Annotated in this window: 15 protein-coding genes and 1 pseudogene; 10 read left to right on the forward strand and 6 right to left on the reverse strand. The window is 64.7% G+C overall.

The features are described from left to right. The first annotated feature begins 164 nt into the window (after window positions 1–164). The 9 genes from DVS29_RS11385 to DVS29_RS11425 all read left to right on the forward strand — a co-directional run bounded on the left by DVS29_RS11385 (window position 165) and on the right by DVS29_RS11425 (window position 9592). Complete coding sequence (locus tag DVS29_RS11385) at window positions 165–923, forward strand: SDR family oxidoreductase (protein ID WP_118180557.1); 759 nt, start codon at window positions 165–167, stop codon at window positions 921–923. Window positions 924–932: 9 nt separating this feature from the next. After that, window positions 933–3716 carry a phosphoenolpyruvate carboxylase gene (locus DVS29_RS11390; RefSeq protein ID WP_118180558.1) on the forward strand — a complete coding sequence of 928 codons (2784 nt, stop codon included), beginning with the start codon at window positions 933–935 and terminating at the stop codon, window positions 3714–3716. 58 nt (window positions 3717–3774) lie between these two features. Further along, on the forward strand, window positions 3775–4806 hold the full coding sequence (locus DVS29_RS11395) for a 2-hydroxyacid dehydrogenase (protein ID WP_118180559.1): 1032 nt from the start codon (window positions 3775–3777) through the stop codon (window positions 4804–4806). Window positions 4807–5109: 303 nt separating this feature from the next. Further along, window positions 5110–5811: an amino acid ABC transporter permease gene (locus tag DVS29_RS11400; RefSeq protein ID WP_118180560.1), complete on the forward strand. Its 702-nt coding sequence runs from the start codon at window positions 5110–5112 to the stop codon at window positions 5809–5811. Window positions 5812–5813: 2 nt separating this feature from the next. Then, a complete protein-coding gene (locus tag DVS29_RS11405; RefSeq protein WP_118180561.1) occupies window positions 5814–6563 on the forward strand; it encodes an amino acid ABC transporter permease in 750 nt (249 codons plus the stop codon). A gap of 34 nt (window positions 6564–6597) precedes the next feature. Beyond that, a complete protein-coding gene (locus DVS29_RS11410; protein WP_118180562.1) occupies window positions 6598–7326 on the forward strand; it encodes an amino acid ABC transporter ATP-binding protein in 729 nt (242 codons plus the stop codon). A gap of 100 nt (window positions 7327–7426) precedes the next feature. After that, window positions 7427–8275 (forward strand): transporter substrate-binding domain-containing protein, encoded by an 849-nt coding sequence (locus tag DVS29_RS11415; RefSeq protein WP_118180563.1) that lies wholly within the window; start codon window positions 7427–7429, stop codon window positions 8273–8275. Beyond that, on the forward strand, window positions 8276–8803 hold the full coding sequence (locus DVS29_RS11420) for a gluconokinase (protein ID WP_240655546.1): 528 nt from the start codon (window positions 8276–8278) through the stop codon (window positions 8801–8803). 33 nt (window positions 8804–8836) lie between these two features. Next, complete coding sequence (locus DVS29_RS11425) at window positions 8837–9592, forward strand: glucose 1-dehydrogenase (protein WP_118180590.1); 756 nt, start codon at window positions 8837–8839, stop codon at window positions 9590–9592. Window positions 9593–9628: 36 nt separating this feature from the next. On the opposite strand, the gene DVS29_RS11430 is transcribed toward DVS29_RS11425, so the two are convergent. From DVS29_RS11430 to DVS29_RS11455, 6 genes are all read right to left on the reverse strand, one after another. After that, window positions 9629–10450 carry an ABC transporter permease gene (locus DVS29_RS11430; RefSeq protein ID WP_118180564.1) on the reverse strand — a complete coding sequence of 274 codons (822 nt, stop codon included), beginning with the start codon at window positions 10448–10450 and terminating at the stop codon, window positions 9629–9631. 10 nt (window positions 10451–10460) lie between these two features. Beyond that, a complete protein-coding gene (locus tag DVS29_RS11435; RefSeq protein WP_118180565.1) occupies window positions 10461–11744 on the reverse strand; it encodes an ABC transporter permease in 1284 nt (427 codons plus the stop codon). Window positions 11745–11765: 21 nt separating this feature from the next. Next, window positions 11766–12830 carry an ABC transporter substrate-binding protein gene (locus DVS29_RS11440; protein ID WP_118180566.1) on the reverse strand — a complete coding sequence of 355 codons (1065 nt, stop codon included), beginning with the start codon at window positions 12828–12830 and terminating at the stop codon, window positions 11766–11768. Between the two features lies 1 nt (window position 12831). After that, window positions 12832–14031, reverse strand: a complete 1200-nt coding sequence (locus DVS29_RS11445) for an ABC transporter ATP-binding protein (RefSeq protein ID WP_118180591.1) — start codon at window positions 14029–14031, stop codon at window positions 12832–12834. Between the two features lie 35 nt (window positions 14032–14066). Further along, a complete protein-coding gene (locus tag DVS29_RS11450) occupies window positions 14067–15218 on the reverse strand; it encodes an aromatic ring-hydroxylating oxygenase subunit alpha (RefSeq protein ID WP_118180567.1) in 1152 nt (383 codons plus the stop codon). 124 nt (window positions 15219–15342) lie between these two features. Beyond that, on the reverse strand, window positions 15343–16269 hold the full coding sequence (locus DVS29_RS11455; RefSeq protein WP_118180568.1) for a LysR family transcriptional regulator: 927 nt from the start codon (window positions 16267–16269) through the stop codon (window positions 15343–15345). A gap of 270 nt (window positions 16270–16539) precedes the next feature. Between DVS29_RS11455 and DVS29_RS11460 the strand changes: the two are divergent. Continuing rightward, a pseudogene (locus tag DVS29_RS11460) lies at window positions 16540–16692 on the forward strand (IS110 family transposase); the annotation flags it as partial.

Genomic DNA, 16692 nt, shown 5'->3' on the forward strand with positions numbered 1-16692 from the left:
CGTCGCGCAGATGAGGGAAGCAACGTGGCAAGCCAGCCATAAGCGACCCTTATCGTGACAAAGCCATTCCGTCTTTGCCGCGTGTTTTCACGTCGTCTACATTTTTAATCAGCCGTATCGCACCGTTTGTATTGCGATACACCGCGTTCAGATAGAGGTCATCGATGCCGTTTTCCGACTACAAGACCGCGCTCGTGACGGGCGCCTCCACTGGCATGGGTGCCGCGATCGTCGAGCGATTCCGCCGCGAAGGGCTGGAAGTGCATGCGCTCGCGCGCAATGCCGAACGCCTGAACGAACTCGCCGCACGCACCGGTTGCATTCCGCACGCGATCGACGTCAGCGATCTGCCGGCCGTGACGAAGCTCACCGAGAAGGTGCCGTTCGATATCGTGGTCAACAACGCGGGCGTGTCGCGCAAGGGTTCGATCCTCGATGCGAACGTCGAGGACATCGACGTGCAGGTCGAAGTGAACCTGCAGGCCGTGCTGCATATCGTGCGGCTGACGATGCCGGGCATGGTGGCGCGCGATCGCGGCCACATCGTCAACATCAGTTCGATTGCCGCGATCTACAACTTCGGCGGCAACTCGATCTATCACGCGACGAAGGCCGGCATTCACGCGCTGTCGCGTCAATTGCGCGTCGATGCGACGGGCAAGCGGGTGCGCGTGACGGAGATCTGCCCAGGCCGCGTCGCAACCGACATTTTCGGGCACGTGCACGGCAACATCGAGGAAGCGCGCAAGCAGTTCATCGACGGTTTCGAGCTGCCGACGCCGGAAGACATTGCCGATGCGATCGCGTTCGCGATCGCCGCGCCGCTCGCAGTCAACATCAGCAATATGGAAATCCTGCCCACGCTGCAGGTGCCGGGCGGCCTGACGACGATCAAGCGCGAGCCGGGCGATCACGACGCATAGGGGCAATCCATGTGTGCGAACCCCGCGGCGCTCGCGGACCAGTTGCTGACGCTCGTCGAACACACGCGCGCGAAAGCGAAAGGCGATCCGTTCGGCAATCCGGTGCTCTCGATCGCGTTCGACCTGATGGGGCAGATGGATGCCGGCGAGCTGGACGACGACACGACGCTCGCACTGGTCCGCTATCTGCGCGACCGCGCGCTTTCGGATCGGGCGGCGCGGATCGCGCGCTATGTCGGCGGTGTCGATACCGACGCGAACGAGCGCGCGTTGGCGGATGTTGCCCGCAATGTGCTGCTGGCGTCGCGCGCTGACATGAGCCCGCGTTGGGACGGGTTTCGCGCGCAGCTCGAACGGACGCGTTACGCCGCGGTGTTCACCGGTCATCCGACCTTCGCGTTGTCGCACGAGGTGGGCCGGCATCTGGCCGCGCACGCGTGCGGCGCGGAGCGCGCGAGCTTTGCATCGCATCGGCCCGGACCGGTGACACTTGCCGACGAGTTCGCGCAGGCCGCCGCGGCCATCGCACACGGCCGCGATGCGCTCGATCGCTTCAACGCGGCATTGCTCGAGGTTGCGCGCGACACGTGGCCAGAGCGCTGGACCACGCTCGTGCCGAGGCCGCTCGTGCTGTCGACGTGGGTCGGCTACGACACCGACGGACGCACCGATATCGGCTGGTGGGATACGCTGCGGCTGCGTCTTTCGATGAAGCGCCTGCAGCTCGCGCGTGTGCTTGGCCAGGTCGAAGGGATCGCCTGCGCGCAGCGGCTCGCGCAACGCGTGAATGCAGCCATCGCGACGGTCGATGAACAGATCGCGGCCTGTCCGGCACAGGCGGATCCGCATGCAGTATCGCGTTTCGCTCAGGCGCTTGTGAACGGGCGGGAGGTGGCGTGCGTTTCGGCGGCGCCGATGCTTGCGCTGTTCGACGAAGCGATCGCCCAGGCGCCCGAACATCAAAAGCTCGCGCTATGCGTGGCGCGCGCGGGTCTCGCCGCGCATGGCCTTTCGCTCGCGCATACGCATGTGCGCCTCAATGCGAGCCAGCTGCACAACGCGGCGCGTCACCGGCTGAATATCGCCGATTCGATCGATGCGCCCGCTCGCCGCCGCGCGATGCTCGCCGCCATCAACGCTGCGCTCGGCGACGTGAGCGACGTGCCGGTCGACTTCGGCGCGCTGCTGGCCGAGCAGGCCACCGCGGTGCGGATGATGATGACCGTCGCGCAGCTGGTCAAGCACGTCGACAGCTCGACGCCGGTGCGCTTTCTGATCGCCGAAACCGAAAGCGGCTACACGCTGCTCACCGCGCTGTGGCTCGCGAAGCGGTTCGGCGTTGAGCGTCATATCGAGATCAGTCCGCTGTTCGAAACGGAATCCGCGCTCGAACAGGGCGCACACGTGCTCGACGAGGCGCTCAACAGTCCGCACTACCGCGCGTATCTGCAGCTGCACGGCCGGATCGCGATGCAGTTCGGCTACTCCGATTCGGGGCGCTACGTCGGCCAGCTGGCCGCGAGCTTCCTGATCGAGCGCTTGCGGCTCAAGATTGCGCAGACGCTCGCGCGGCATGGCGTGCATGGCGTCGAAGTCGTGCTGTTCGATACGCATGGCGAGAGTATCGGCCGTGGTGCGCATCCGCGTTCGCTGACCGATCGTCTCAAGTACCTGTCGCCAACCGCCTCTCGGCATGCGCTCAACGACGCGGGCCTGGCCGTGCGCGAGGAAAGCGCGTTTCAGGGCGGCGACGGCTATCTGCTGTTCGGCACGCGTGAACTCGCGCTCGCCACGGTCGCGAGGCTCGCGGAGCACGCATTCCATCGGCCGGTCGGTCCGGTCGACGATCCGATCTATGCCGACCCCGACTTCGCCGCGGACTTCTTCGGCGCGATCCGCACGACGATGACCGACCTCGTGGACGACGCGGGTTATACGGCGATGCTGGGCGCGTTCGGTCCCGCGCTGCTCGATCGCACCGGCTCGCGGCCCGCCGCGCGGCAGGTGGACGGCGCCGCGGCGCGTACGACGATCCGCCATCCGCGCGAACTGCGCGCGATTCCGAACAACGCGATCCTGCAGCAGCTGGGCTGGTTCGCGAACACGCTGCACGGGCTGGGCGCGGCAGCTTCACGCCAGCCCGAGACGTTCGCGCGGATGCGCAACGACAGCCGGCGCTTTCGCCGGGCGCTCGAATTCGTCGACGGTGCGCTCGCGCATTCGGACATCGAAGTGCTGCGCGCGGTGGTCGCGACGCTGGATCCGGGCATGTGGCTCGATCGCGCGTCGCATACCGGCGATGAATCACAGCGTGAGGCAATTCTCGCGGTGTCGTCGACGCTCGACCGTCTCGGCGCGTCCGCTGCGCTGCGGGCGATGTTCCGCCGCGCGCTGGCGGACGATCTCGCGTTGCGCGCCGCGTGGCCCGACCGCGCGCGGATGAGCGCGCGCGAAACGCTGCTGCATGCGTTGCGGCTCGCGCTGATCCAGCGCATCTGGCTGCGCGCGACGCACATCCCCGCGTTCGCGTCCCGGCCGGGCATCACCGCCGACGCGATGCACAACGCGATCATCGGTCTCGATCTGCCGACGGCGATGCAGTGGCTCGGCGAGATTTTCCCGGAGCATGCGGATAGCGCTGCGCAGTTCGACTATGCGGAGCCGTCCGGACCGCGCGCGCCGCAAGCCTATGCGCGCGAACACGCCGAGGTCTTTGCGCCGATGTCGCGCATGTACCACTGCGTGCGGGAGATTTCGACGGCGGTCACCCACGAAGTGGGCGCGTTCGGCTGAGCGGATCGGTGTGCTGCCGCTTTTCGATCAATCCACGAGGTTTTCAAGGAGAGTGTTCATGCGTGTACCGGTACTCGTCACCCGGGCGTCTTTTCCGGACATCGTCGACCGCCTGCGTGCGGACTTCGATGTCACCGACAATCCGGACGACACGATCTGGACGCAGCCCGAGCTGATCGCGAGACTGCAGGGCAAGACCGGCGCCGTGACGACGGGCAGTGAGCGCATCGACGCGACGCTGCTCGATGCGTGTCCGCAGCTGAAGGCGGTGTGCAACATCGGTGTCGGCTACAACAACATCGATGTCGAGGCGTGCACCGCGCGCGGTGTGATCGTCACCAACACGCCCGACGTGCTGACCGACACCACGGCGGATTTCGGCTTCGCGCTGATGATGGCCGCGGCGCGGCGCATCACGGAATCGGAACACTACCTGCGCGCGGGCGAGTGGACGAAGACGGGCCGCTACGACATGTTCGTCGGCGGCGACGTGCACGGTTCGACGCTCGGCATTCTCGGCATGGGACGCATCGGGCGCGCGATCGCGCGGCGCGGTGCGTTCGGTTTCGACATGCGTGTGATCTATCACAACCGCTCGCAGCTGACGCCGGACCTTGAGGCGAGCTGCCGCGCACATTACGTCGACAAGGAAACGCTGCTGCGCGAATCCGATCACCTGATCGTCGTGGTGCCGTATTCGGCGAGCTCGCATCATGCGATCGGCGCGGCGGAACTCAAGCAGATGAAGTCGTCGTCGACGCTGACGAACATCGCGCGCGGCGGCGTGGTCGACGATGCGGCGCTGGCGGTGGCGCTCGAAGAGGGCGGTATCGCGGCGGCCGGCCTCGACGTATTCGAAGGCGAGCCCGCGGTGTGCGCTGCGCTGCTCGCACAGAAGAACGTGGTGCTGACGCCGCATATCGGCAGTGCATCGGTTGCGACGCGGCGCGCGATGGCCTCGCTCGCCGTCGACAACCTGATTGCTGCGCTGAGCTGCGGCCCGACGCCCGGCAAGCCGCCTACGCCAGTGAACCCGCTGGTGCTGCGCGCGAGCGCGGCTGCGGAAAGCGCGATCGGCGCCGCGACGTAACGACGGATTCACGAAACGCGCTCCATGCGGAGCGCGCAAACCGGTGAGGCGCCCGCAGAGGCGCCGCATACGAAAGATGGAGACGACATCATGAGCAACCGCGCCCGAAGCAAGGCGGCAAGCCGCTTTCGCCATCATTCCCGAAACTTATTGGACCAGACGAAAGGCGTCTGCAACGTCCTTTTTTCGCGGGCTAGTATCGATTCAACCCTGTAGCTCCACCGACGCAGGACAGCGTGCGGCAGCGCCGCATGCCGAACGGAACGGAGCATTGCGTGGCTCCGAATCATTGGGACGTGCATCATGAAACTTCACTTCGACCTGGCGACCGTGCTGCGAGGCGACAATGGAGCGCTGTTTCTCCATGGCGTGGAGCTCACGCTCGAAATGGCCGTCTGCGCCTGGGTGCTTTCGCTGGTGCTCGGCATTCTTCTGACGTTGATCCGCATGACCAACGTTCGCCCCGCGAAAGCGTTCGTCGCGACCTTCGTTGCGTATCACCGTAACGTGCCGATGCTGGTGCAGATCCTGTTCTGGTACTTCGGCATCTCGAACATCCTGCCCGACGGGGTTCAGCAGTTCCTGAACCAGTACAACGGCCAGTTCATCTTCGCCGTGATCGCGATCGGCCTGTGCAGCGGCGCGTATCTGTCCGAGGACATCCGCAGCGGTCTGCGCGCGATCCCGTACGGCCAGTACGAAGCATCGCGCGCGCTGGGTCTCAACTTCCTCTCCGGCATGCGTTACGTCGTGCTGCCGCAGGCGCTGCGCAACGCGATCCCGCCGATGGTCAATCACGCGGTGCTGCTCTTCAAGAACACGAGTCTCGCGATGGCGATCGGCGCGGCGGAACTCACCTACGTGACGCGGCAGATCGAGAACACGACCTTCCTGTCGTTCGAATCGTACTTCGTCGCGACGGTGGTGTACCTCGGTCTCTCGCTCCTCATCATGCTGGGCGGCGCACGGATCGCGACACACTTCCGCATTCCAGGAGCCCGCTGATCATGTTCGACATCCTGCGAGACAACTGGACGCTGCTGCTGATCGGGCAGTATCCGCACGGACCGATCGGTGGGATCGTGCTGACGATCCTGCTGTCGCTGTCGGCGCTTGCGATCGCGTTTCCACTCGGCATTCTGGTGGCGCTGGCGCGCATCAGCCCGTTGCGCGTGCTGCGCGCGCCGGCTACCGCGCTCGTCTATGTGGTGCGTGGCGTGCCGCTGCTGATGGTGATTTTCTGGGTGTACTTCCTCGTGCCGGTGCTGACCGGCTACCCGGTGACCGGCTTCGTGACGATGCTGTGCGCGCTCGTGGTGTACGACTCCGCGTATCTGGGCGAGATCATCCGCGCCGGTATCGAAGGCCTGCCGCGCGGGCAGACGGAAGCGTCGCGCGCGCTTGGCCTCAGCTACCTGAAGACGATGCGCGCGGTGATCTTGCCGCAGGCGCTCTATAACGTGGTGCCGAGTATGGTCACGCAGTTCGTGTCGACCATCAAGGAGACGTCGCTCGGCTACATCATCAACGTGCAGGAAATTTCGTTCGCGGCGGACCAGATCAACAACCGCCTGCTGACGAAGCCGTTTCCCGTTTATCTGATCCTGGCGCTCAGCTACTTTGCGCTGTGCTATGCGCTCACGCAGTTCGCGCACTATCTGGAGCGGCGCGTGACCCGCAAGCGGGCGGGCAAGGCGCTTCCGAATGCCAAAGCGAATGTCGTCGTGCTGGCCGACCCGTTGCCTGGCGAAAACTAGGCGCTCATTCACGAGCAATCACGAGGTATCTCGCATGATCAAATTCTCCAGCGTCAACAAGTGGTATGGCGAATATCACGCTCTCGTGGACGTGAACGCCGAAGTCCGCAAGGGCGAAGTCGTCGTGGTGTGCGGGCCGTCAGGTTCGGGCAAATCGACGTTGATCCGCACGGTCAACCGTCTCGAGGAAATCAACCGCGGCGAGATCTTCTTCGACGGACAGAACATCCACGACAGGAAACTGCGTCTGAACGCCTATCGCAGCCGGGTCGGCTTCGTGTTCCAGCAGTTCAATCTGTTTCCGCATCTGTCGGTGATCGACAACATCACGCTGTCGCCGATGCGCGTGAACGGACTCAAGCGCGCTGAAGCCGAACGCAAGGCGATCGAACTGCTGTCGCGCGTCGGACTCGCGAGCAAGGCCAACGCGTTTCCCGCGCAGCTGTCGGGTGGCCAGCAGCAGCGTGTGGCGATTGCACGGGCCCTCGCGATGGACCCGCCCGCGATGCTGTTCGACGAGCCGACCAGCGCGCTCGATCCGGAGATGGTGGGCGAAGTGCTGAACGTGATGAAGAGTCTCGCGCAGGAAGGCATGACGATGATGTGCGTCACGCACGAGATGGGCTTTGCACGCGAAGTCGCGGACCGCGTGTGGTTCATGGACGCTGGACAGATTCTGGAAACAGCGGAGCCGGAGGAGTTCTTCTCGCGTCCGAAACATGCGCGGGCGCAACGCTTTCTGTCGGATCTTCGGACGCACTAGACCGGGTTGCAGCGGGGGGTGAGTTTCTGGACGGACGAAGCAGGTTGAAGGTGGTCGATCAGCAGATTGATTGGGTCTACATAACATGAGGAGTAAGGCAATGCAGGTAATGAAGCTTTGCGTCGCGATCTCGGTGGTGTGCGGTGGCACCGCGGCGATCTCGCCCGCCTGGGCCGACCAGTTGGCCGATATCAAGAGCCACGGTGAACTGACGTGCGGCGTGTACTCTAACGTCGAGCCGTTCTCCTATCCGGATGCGCAGACGCGTCAGCTTGAAGGGATGGACGTCGATCTGTGCAACGGCATCGCGAAACAGCTGGGCGTGAAGGCGAAGCTCGAACCGCTGGCAGTCGAAGCGCGCATTCCGCAGCTGAAACTGGGGCGCGTCGACATCGTCGTTGCGAACCTCGCGTATACGAAAACGCGTGCGACGCAGATCGACTTCAGCGACGCGTACTACACGACGAAGGAAGTGCTGGTCGTGAAAAAAGCCGACGCGAGCAAGAAACTCACGGATTTCACGGGCCAGAAGATCAGCGCGGCCGATGGCTCGACGTCGGCGCAGTCCATTCCGCTGTCGATCAAGGATGGCCAGGCCGTCACGTTCCATGACACCAGCTCGGCGTTCCTCGCGCTGGAGCAGAACAAGGTGCGCGGCTTCGTGACCAACCAGATGACGGCGACGAAGATCGCGAAGCAGGTGGAAGGCACGGACGGCGCGGTGTCGATCGCATCGGAGCCGATGCTGGTCGAGCCGATCGCGGTGGGTCTGCGCCAGAACGAGCCGGCGCTGGTGGCGGCGGTGAACAAGGCGCTGCAGACGATGGAGCAGAGCGGCGAGATGAACGCCGTCTTCAACAAGTGGCTGGGACCGAAGACGCCGTACGGTCTTACGCGTACCGACAAGGTCACGCCGATCAACCAGCTGAAGTTCACGCCGGTGTCCTGAGTGGCGCACCGGATCGTGGTGATGGGCGTGTCGGGATGCGGCAAGTCGACGCTTGCCGCGCGTCTGGCGCAGGCGCTGGACGGCGTCTTCATCGAAGGCGACGACCACCATCCGGCGCCAAGCCGTGAGAAGATGCGCCAGGGCATCGCGCTGTGCGATAGCGACCGCGAACCCTGGCTGGACCAGCTGTCCGCCCGCATGAACGCAAACGAGGGCGCGACGGTGCTGTCATGCTCGGCGTTGAAGCGGACTTACCGTGAGCGCCTGCGCGCGCGTGTCGACAGCCTGAGGTTCGTGTTCCTGGATATCGCGTTGCCGGAGGCCACGAAGCGCGTGTCGAGCCGGAGTGGACATTCGTTTCCCGCGTCGCTCGTGGCGGACCAGTTTGCGACGCTGGAGCCGCCTGGCGGCGAAGCGGGCGTGCTGTGCGTCGACGCCGTTCAGCCGATCGAACACAATCTGGATGCGGCGATGCAGTGGATCCGCGTGCCCTCCGGCGATGAACCAATTTTGCAAGCCGCGAAGTAAGCGACAGGAGTCGAAGTGAAAAGCAATCTGGAGATGTTCAATCTCGAAGGGCGCCGTGCGCTGGTCACGGGCTCGAGCACGGGCATCGGTTTCGCGCTCGCGAAGGGCCTCGCGGGCGCGGGCGCCGAAGTCGTGCTGAACGGCCGCAACGAAACGCGCCTGGCCGAAGCCGCCGCGAAGCTGCGCGAAGAAGGCGCGACGGTGCATACGGCGAGTTTCGACGTGACGTCACCCGATGACGTCGAGCAGGCGATCGCGGGTATCGAACGCGATATCGGCGCGATCGACATTCTCGTGAACAATGCCGGCATGCAGCGCCGCGCGCCGCTCGAACAGTTCTCTCACGCGCAATGGGAAGAGCTGATGAAGACCAACGTGGACAGCGTGTTTCTCGTCGGTCAGGCGGTGGCGCGGCACATGATCGCGCGCAAGCGCGGCAAGATCGTCAACATCTGCTCGGTGCAAAGCGAGCTGGGGCGTCCCAGCATCGCCGCCTATACCGCAACGAAAGGCGCGGTGAAGATGCTGACCAAAGGCATGGCGATCGACTGGGGCCAGCACGGCATCCAGGTGAACGGTCTCGGCCCGGGCTACTTCAAGACCGAACTGACCGAAGCGCTCGTGAAGGACGAAACATTCAGCGGCTGGCTGATCGGCCGCACGCCGTCGCGCCGTTGGGGCGACGTCGAGGACCTGGTCGGCGCCGCAGTGTTTCTGGCCAGCGATGCATCGCGCTTCGTGAATGGCCACATCCTGTATGTGGATGGCGGTGTGACCGCGACGCTTTGATCGCGTCGCGCCACCGAAACCGCGGCGAACCCGGCTTCAGCTGACCGATGCCGCGGCCGCCCTACCCCTCAACCAGTTCATCGCGGTAAACAGCAGCGTCGCGAACACGATCAGCACCGTCGCCACCGCGAGGATCGACGGATCGATCTGGTCGCGAATGCCGCTCCACATCTGACGCGGCACCGTGCGCTGCTCCGGGCCGCCGATGAACAGGATCACGATCACCTCGTCGAACGACGTCGCAAACGCGAATACGCTGCCCGTCGCCACCGCCGGCGCTATCAGCGGCAGCGTGACGCGGCGGAACGTCGTCCACGGCGGCGCGCCTAGCCCTGCCGCCGCACGCAGCAGGCTCTGGTCGAACGACAGCAGCGACGCGGTCACCGTGATCACCACGAACGGCGTGCCGAGCGCCGCGTGCGCGAGTATCACGCCAGGATACGAATTCACGAGCCCGAGCGGCGAGAAGATCAGATAGAAGCCCGCCGCCACCACGACGATCGGAATGATCATCGGCGAGATCAAAAGCGGCATCACGATCGCGCGGAACGGAAACACCGAACGGCTGAGCCCTAGCGCGGCGAGCGTGCCGAGGCAGGTCGCGATCAGCGTGGCCACGGCACCGATGCCGATGCTGTTCGCGAACGCGAGCTGCCAGTCGTGCGAGCCGAACGCCTGCGCATACCAGCGCAGTGATACGCCTTCCAGCGGATACGAGAAGAACGCGCCCGAGTTGAACGACAGCGGCACGATCGCGAGGATCGGCGCGACGAGGAACAGGAAGATCAGCGCGCAGTGCAAGCGCAGCCCCGCGCCCGCGATACGTTCCGACAGCGTGAGCCGACGTTGGGATGGCATGCTGGCCTCGCTAGCCGAACCGTAGCCGGTCGATGCCGACCAGCCGGTTGAACACGAAATAGAACCCCGCGGTGAAGATCACGAGGTAGCTGGACAGCGCGCCCGCGAGTCCCCAGTTGAGCTGCTCGTTGGTCTGCGACGCGATCAGCTGGCTGATCATCTCGTCGCCCGCGCCGCCGAGCAGCGCCGGCGTGATGTAGTAGCCGAGCGCAAGCACGAACACCAGAAAGCAGCCCGCGCCGACGCCCGGCAGCGTCTGCGGTATGTAGACCCGCACGAACGCCGTCACCGGATGCGCGCCGAGCGATTGCGCGGCACGCATGTACATCGGCGATACGCCCTTCATCACCGAGTAGATCGCGAGAATCATGTACGGCAGCAGGATGTGGATCATGCCGATCAGCACGCCGGTGCGGTTGAACACCAGCGGCAGCGGATGATGCACGAGGCCGAAGCGCATCAGCGCGGTATTGATCACGCCGCCCGGCTGCAGCAGTACGTACCACGCGGTGGTGCGCACCAGCAGCGACGTCCAGAACGGCACGATCACGAACAGCATCAGGCGGTTGCCCTGTTTCGGCGGCAAGGTTGCCAGCAGATACGCGACCGGATAGCCGAACAGCAGGCACAGCACGGTGACGGTCGCGCTGATCTGGATGGTGCGCACGAACGCGGCGCGATACACGGCGCTATCGGCCGGCACTGAGGTAACCGAACCGTCGGGCGAGACCTGCGCGTCGATTGCGTTGAGCAGATAGTCGGGCGTCGGCGAACTCGCGGCGCGCTTCAGCAGGCGCCACGTTTCGTTCTCGCCCCAGCGCGGGTCCATGCCGATCAACGCGGGCTTCCACGCATCGGGCGTCTGCGAACGCGACTCGCGCGCGGTCCTCATCAGCAGGCTGCGGAATTCCGGCTGGGCGAAGTTCATCCGCCGCGCGACGTTGCCGAGATCGCCGCTTTCCGCCGACTGTTTGAGGCCTTGCGCGAGCGCGGCGAACGCGGTTTCGCCGGGCACTCCGTTGCCGTCCCACGCGCGCAGCGCCACGGTGAGTTGCGGCATGCTGCCGCGCACTTCGGGGTTCTGCACGCTGCGAAACAGCAGGCTCGCGATCGGCGCAATGAACGTGGCGAGCAGAAACACGAGCAGCGGCAGCGCGAGCAGCAGCGCCTGCGCGGCGGCCTTGCGGCGCGCGCGCCGCCATGCCTGACGGTTGCCGCTGGGCCCGCTGCGTCCGCTATTGCTACCGCGACCGCTATCGCCGATCGTTGCCGCGGGTTGCAGTGACGTGTTCATCGTCTCGCCTGTCCGATTACATCATTGCGTGAGCCAAACCTGGAAGCGCTTGTTGATCGCGTCCGCGTTGTCGGCCCAGAAGGTTGCATCGATCTGCAGCGGACGCTTGAAGTTGGCCGGCGCGGTCGGCAGATCGCCCAGGCGGCTCTTGTCGATCAGCGGAATCGCTTCCTTGCGCGGCGGCGCATACGCGATGTACTTCGACAGGTCCGCATAGGCCTGCGGCGTCGACGCGGAGACGATGAACTTCGCCGCGCTGTCGGCGTGCTTCGCGCCGGTCGGGATGCCCCACCACTCGTAGTCGTACACCTGCGCGTCCCACACCACCTTGAACGGCTTGCCGTCCTTGTGCACGGCATCGTCGATGCGGCCGTTGTACGCCTGCGTCATCACCACCGCGCCGTCGGCGAGCAGCTGCGGCGCCTGCGCGCCCGCATCCCACCAGACGATGCTCGACTTGATCGTATCGAGCTTCTTGAACGCGCGGTCTACGCCGGCCGGCGTGCCGAGCACCTTGTAGACGTCTTTCGGCGCGACGCCGTCGGCGATCAGCGCCCATTCCATCGCGACCTTCGGCGACTTGCGCATGCCGCGCTTGCCGGGATACTTCTGCAGATCGAAGAAATCGTTGATCGACGTCGGCGCGGTCTTGAGCTTCGTCGTGTCGTACGCATACACGGTGGACCACACCATCGCGGAGACCGCACAGTCGCTGATCGAGCCCGGCAGGAAGTCGCTGGTATTGCCGAGCTGCTTGCGGTCGAATTTCTGCAGCAGGCCTTCGTCGCACGCGGTGATTGCGTCGTTGGTTTCGAGGTCGATCAGATCCCACGTGGGGTTCTTCGCCTGTTCCATCGCGGAGAGTTTCGCGAGGCCGCCGTCATACGATTCGGTGGAGAACTGGACGCCGGTCTTCGCGGTGAACGGCTCGAACCAGGCCTTTTTCGCGGCGTTTTCATACGCGCCGCCGAACGTGACGACGGAGAGCGTATCCGCGGCATACGCGACCGAAGCGAGCGCGCAGACAAGGGTGACGGCGCCGGTGAGGACAGCGCTGTGCAAGGTACGGGAGCGGGTAGCGTGCATTTTAGTTGACTCCTGCGATGAGTGGCGATGCGGACGAGGAAGGCGAGAACGTGGTGCGGTCGCCGCTGCTGACGGCAACGCGCGACGAAACGGCGGACAGGACCTTGCAGTCGTCGCGGCGCCACGTCACCGCGGCGGTGTGGCCGAGCGAGGGCAGGTCGTGGTGCTGCGTGTTCGGCACCTTGACCACGACGCTTTCGCCGTGCGCGAGCTTCAGATGCACGCGGTGGTGATCGCCGCAATAAACGAGCTCCTGCACGAGCGCATGGACGACATTCGATTCGCCCGCGTGTTGCGCGGCGTCGGCGGTGGCGGCTGCAGCGGTCGCGATATGCGCGCGCTCGGGGCGCAGCGCGAGCATCGCTTCGTCGCCGTTGCGCAGGCCCGCGCCCGCGCGGCCGCTGATGGTGGTGCCGTCGGCGAGCTGCAGCGTGGCCCAGTCGCCTTCGCTCGCGACGACGCGGCCGGTCAGGCCATTGTTCTCGCCGACGAAGTTCGCGACGAACGCGTTCGCGGCGTTTTCATAGAGTTCGGTGGGCGTCGCGGCCTGCTGGATGCGTCCGTCGGAAAACACCGCGACGCGATCCGACATCGTCAGCGCTTCGTTCTGGTCGTGCGTCACGTAGACGATCGTCAGCGACAGCTCGCGATGCAGCCGCATGATTTCGTATTGCATGCTTTCGCGCAGGCGCTTGTCGAGCGCGCCGAGCGGCTCGTCCATCAGCACCACGCTCGGCTCGAACACGAGCGCGCGTGCCAGCGCAACGCGCTGCTGCTGGCCGCCGGAGAGTTGCGAAGGCCGCCGCGCGGCGAGGTGCGGCAGTTCCACCATCTCCAGCGCGCGCGCCACGCGCGCCTTCTGCTCGTTGCGGCTCATCCTGCGCACCGACAGCGGAAACGTGACGTTCTCCGCGATCGTCATATGCGGGAACAGCGCGTAGTTCTGGAACACCATGCCGATGTCGCGCTGATGCGGCGGCTTGTCGTCGAGCCGCTGGCCGTTCAGGCGAATCTCGCCGCGCGTCGGCGACTCGAAGCCCGCGAGCATCATAAGCGTCGTGGTCTTGCCCGAGCCGGACGGCCCGAGCAGCGACACGAATTCGCCGCGCGCCACGTCGAGATCGAGACCTTCGACGACGCTGTGCTCGCCGTCGTATGACTTGCTGACGCCTGCGAATGATATGAACGATTGGCTGGACATGGCGATGGGTTCATCCGGTGCGCGAATTTCGCGCGTCAAGACAGGGCGGTTCGCTGCGCGAGATAGCGCGCAAAGTCGTAGTTCGGCCGTTCGAGATGGCTCAGGTTGCCCGGCTTCGCGAGCGGCGCGTGCACGCCGCGAAACACGGCTTCCACGCCGCCGCGGTCTTCGGCATTCACCTCGTCGAGCAGCGTCTTCAGCGTGGCCATGTAGTCGGCCGCTTTCGGATCGTCGATGAACTCGGGCGAGAGTCCGCCGCCGAACTGGATATGCACCTGGCTCACGCCGCGCGGCTGCAGCACGAGGTACCAGAAGTAGCCCGGCGTGAGCGTGATCAGATGCGTCGGATAGATCGCGAGCAATGCGGTCGTGCGACGCCAGTGACCGGTGAGACGCGTGTTGTCCGGATGCGCATTGCCGATCGGCAGCGACGCTTCCTTCGTGATCCAGTGATAGTTGAAGGCCGGCTGTCCCGGCGGACACTCCATTTCTTCGAGCCGCGAATGCGGGCCCACCGTCGCGCGATGCAGCATCGGCAGGTGGTAGCTTTCCATGAAGTTTTCCGCGAGGATCTTCCAGTTCGTGTTCCACACGTGCTCTTCATGGAACGTCTCGATGTAACCGGACATCCCGTAGGGCGCGATGAGGTTCGTCAACGCTTCGAGCCTTGCCGCAACTGGCGGCGCGTCGTCGCTCAACGTCACGTAGATCCAGCCTTGCCATTCCTCGCAGCGCACGGACGGCAGACGGTAGCTCTCCTTGCAGAAGCCCGCCTGCCGCTCCATCAGCGGCGCGCCTGCAAGCGCGCCATCGAGCGAGTAATTCCATGCGTGATAGGGGCACACGATGCGGCGCACACTGCCGCGCCCTTCGAGCAGCACCGACATCCGGTGCAGACACACGTTCGACATCGCGCGCAACGCGCCGTGTTCGTCGCGCAGCACGACGACCGGTTGCTCGTCGATGTGCGCGGTCAGATAGTCGCCGGGTTTGCCGAGCGCGCTCGCGCGGCCCACGCACAGCCATTCCTTGCGAAAGATCTCGCGCTGTTCGAGCGCGAGAAACGCATCCGACGTGTACACGCGCGGCGGCATCGCGCGGGCATCCTCGAACGGGCGCTCGCAGTTGGCCTGCAGTTGTCGGGCGATATCGAGTCCAGCATCCGGCGACGTTGCAAGAGCAGCCATACGGCCTCCGGCTCAGCATTGCGTTGCGATGGACACCAATCTATCAAGTCAAATTGCCAGCCAAAATATTGTTTTTGGATGTAAAAGCCAGCTTTTTCCTATGCAGCCCGCCAGGCGCGGCGCTTCAGCCGTTGCGATGTATTTCGCGGATCTGCGAGTCGCAGAATTCCGCGAAGCGCTTCACGACCTGACGCGGCTTGAGCTCGCGAGATTGCGCGACGCCGAGCGTGGTGGCTGTTGCCTCTTCCTTGAACTGCTTGATCACGAAGTCCGCTCCATCTACTGTTTTAAGCGATTTCAGCGGGAAGTTCAGGATGCTGTAGCCGAGGCCGTTCGCGACCATGCCGCGTACCACCTCCGGCTGCGACGAACGGAACGCGGGCACCGGCCGTGTGCCGACCGCATCGAAAAGCGCGGCGAAATACTCGCGGCTGTGCGGCAGGTCGAGCATCACGTACGGCTCGTCGAGCAGATCGGCAAGCGACACGGTGCGGGCGCGCGCGAGCCGGTGCAGCTTCGGCAGGATCACGTAGGGCGGCAGCGAGACGAGCGGGGTAAACGCGATGTCGTCGGTGAGATCGAGGCTGTAGGTGAGCGCGAGGTCGAGCGTGCCGTCGCGCAGGCCGCGCAGCAGATCGTCCTGATGCGCTTCCTGGGTGCGGAAGGTGACGCCCGAATGGCTCGCGATGAAGCGGCTGATGAGCGCCGGCATCACAGGCGGCGCGAGCGACACCATGCAGCCGAGCGCGATCGAGCCGGACATGCCGCGGTCCATCTCGCGCGCGGCGGATTGCAGTTCTTCCGCATTCTTCAGCAGATTGCGCGCCTGTCCGAGCATGTCGCGTCCTGCTGGCGTGAGTGACAGTCCGCTCGCGTGATGGCGGATGAACAGCTGCACGCCGAACGACGCTTCGAGATCCGCGAGCGCCGTCGAGATCGACGGCTGCGAGATATGCAGCTTCTTCGCCGCGGCCGTGAACGACAGCACCTCCGCCGTCACGACGAAGTACCGCAGCTGCCGCAGCGAATAATGCAACTGGCCCACTTCCATCGCGCGTCCCCGGCTGTTCGTCTGTCGCGATTGTGCGCGGACAGAAATCCGTTTGCATAGGGAAAAGCGATGAATTGCATTTTTGAAATATGTTTTTCGGATGCGTAGCGCGAGCGTAGATTCGCTTCCATCGAATCCGGAGAATGAAATGAACGCGTCCCACCCCGTGACCGAGTGAGGGAAAAAGGAAGGGTGGATCCTCACGGGCCAACGGCATCGAAGTGCCCAGGTGGAAAATGCAAGCATTTCCCGGCAACCGGAGGATCCACGATGAACAGTATCGCAGTGGGCGTTGACATCGCCAAGCAGGTTTTCCAGGTGCATTAGGTCGATCATGAAACCGGGGAGATCGTGAACAAGCCGATCAAGCGGGCCAAGTTCCTGGAGCACTTCGCGAACCGTGCTCGATGTGTGATTGGGATG

It is taken from the genome of Paraburkholderia phosphatilytica (assembly GCF_003443895.1).
Classification (GTDB): domain Bacteria; phylum Pseudomonadota; class Gammaproteobacteria; order Burkholderiales; family Burkholderiaceae; genus Paraburkholderia; species Paraburkholderia phosphatilytica.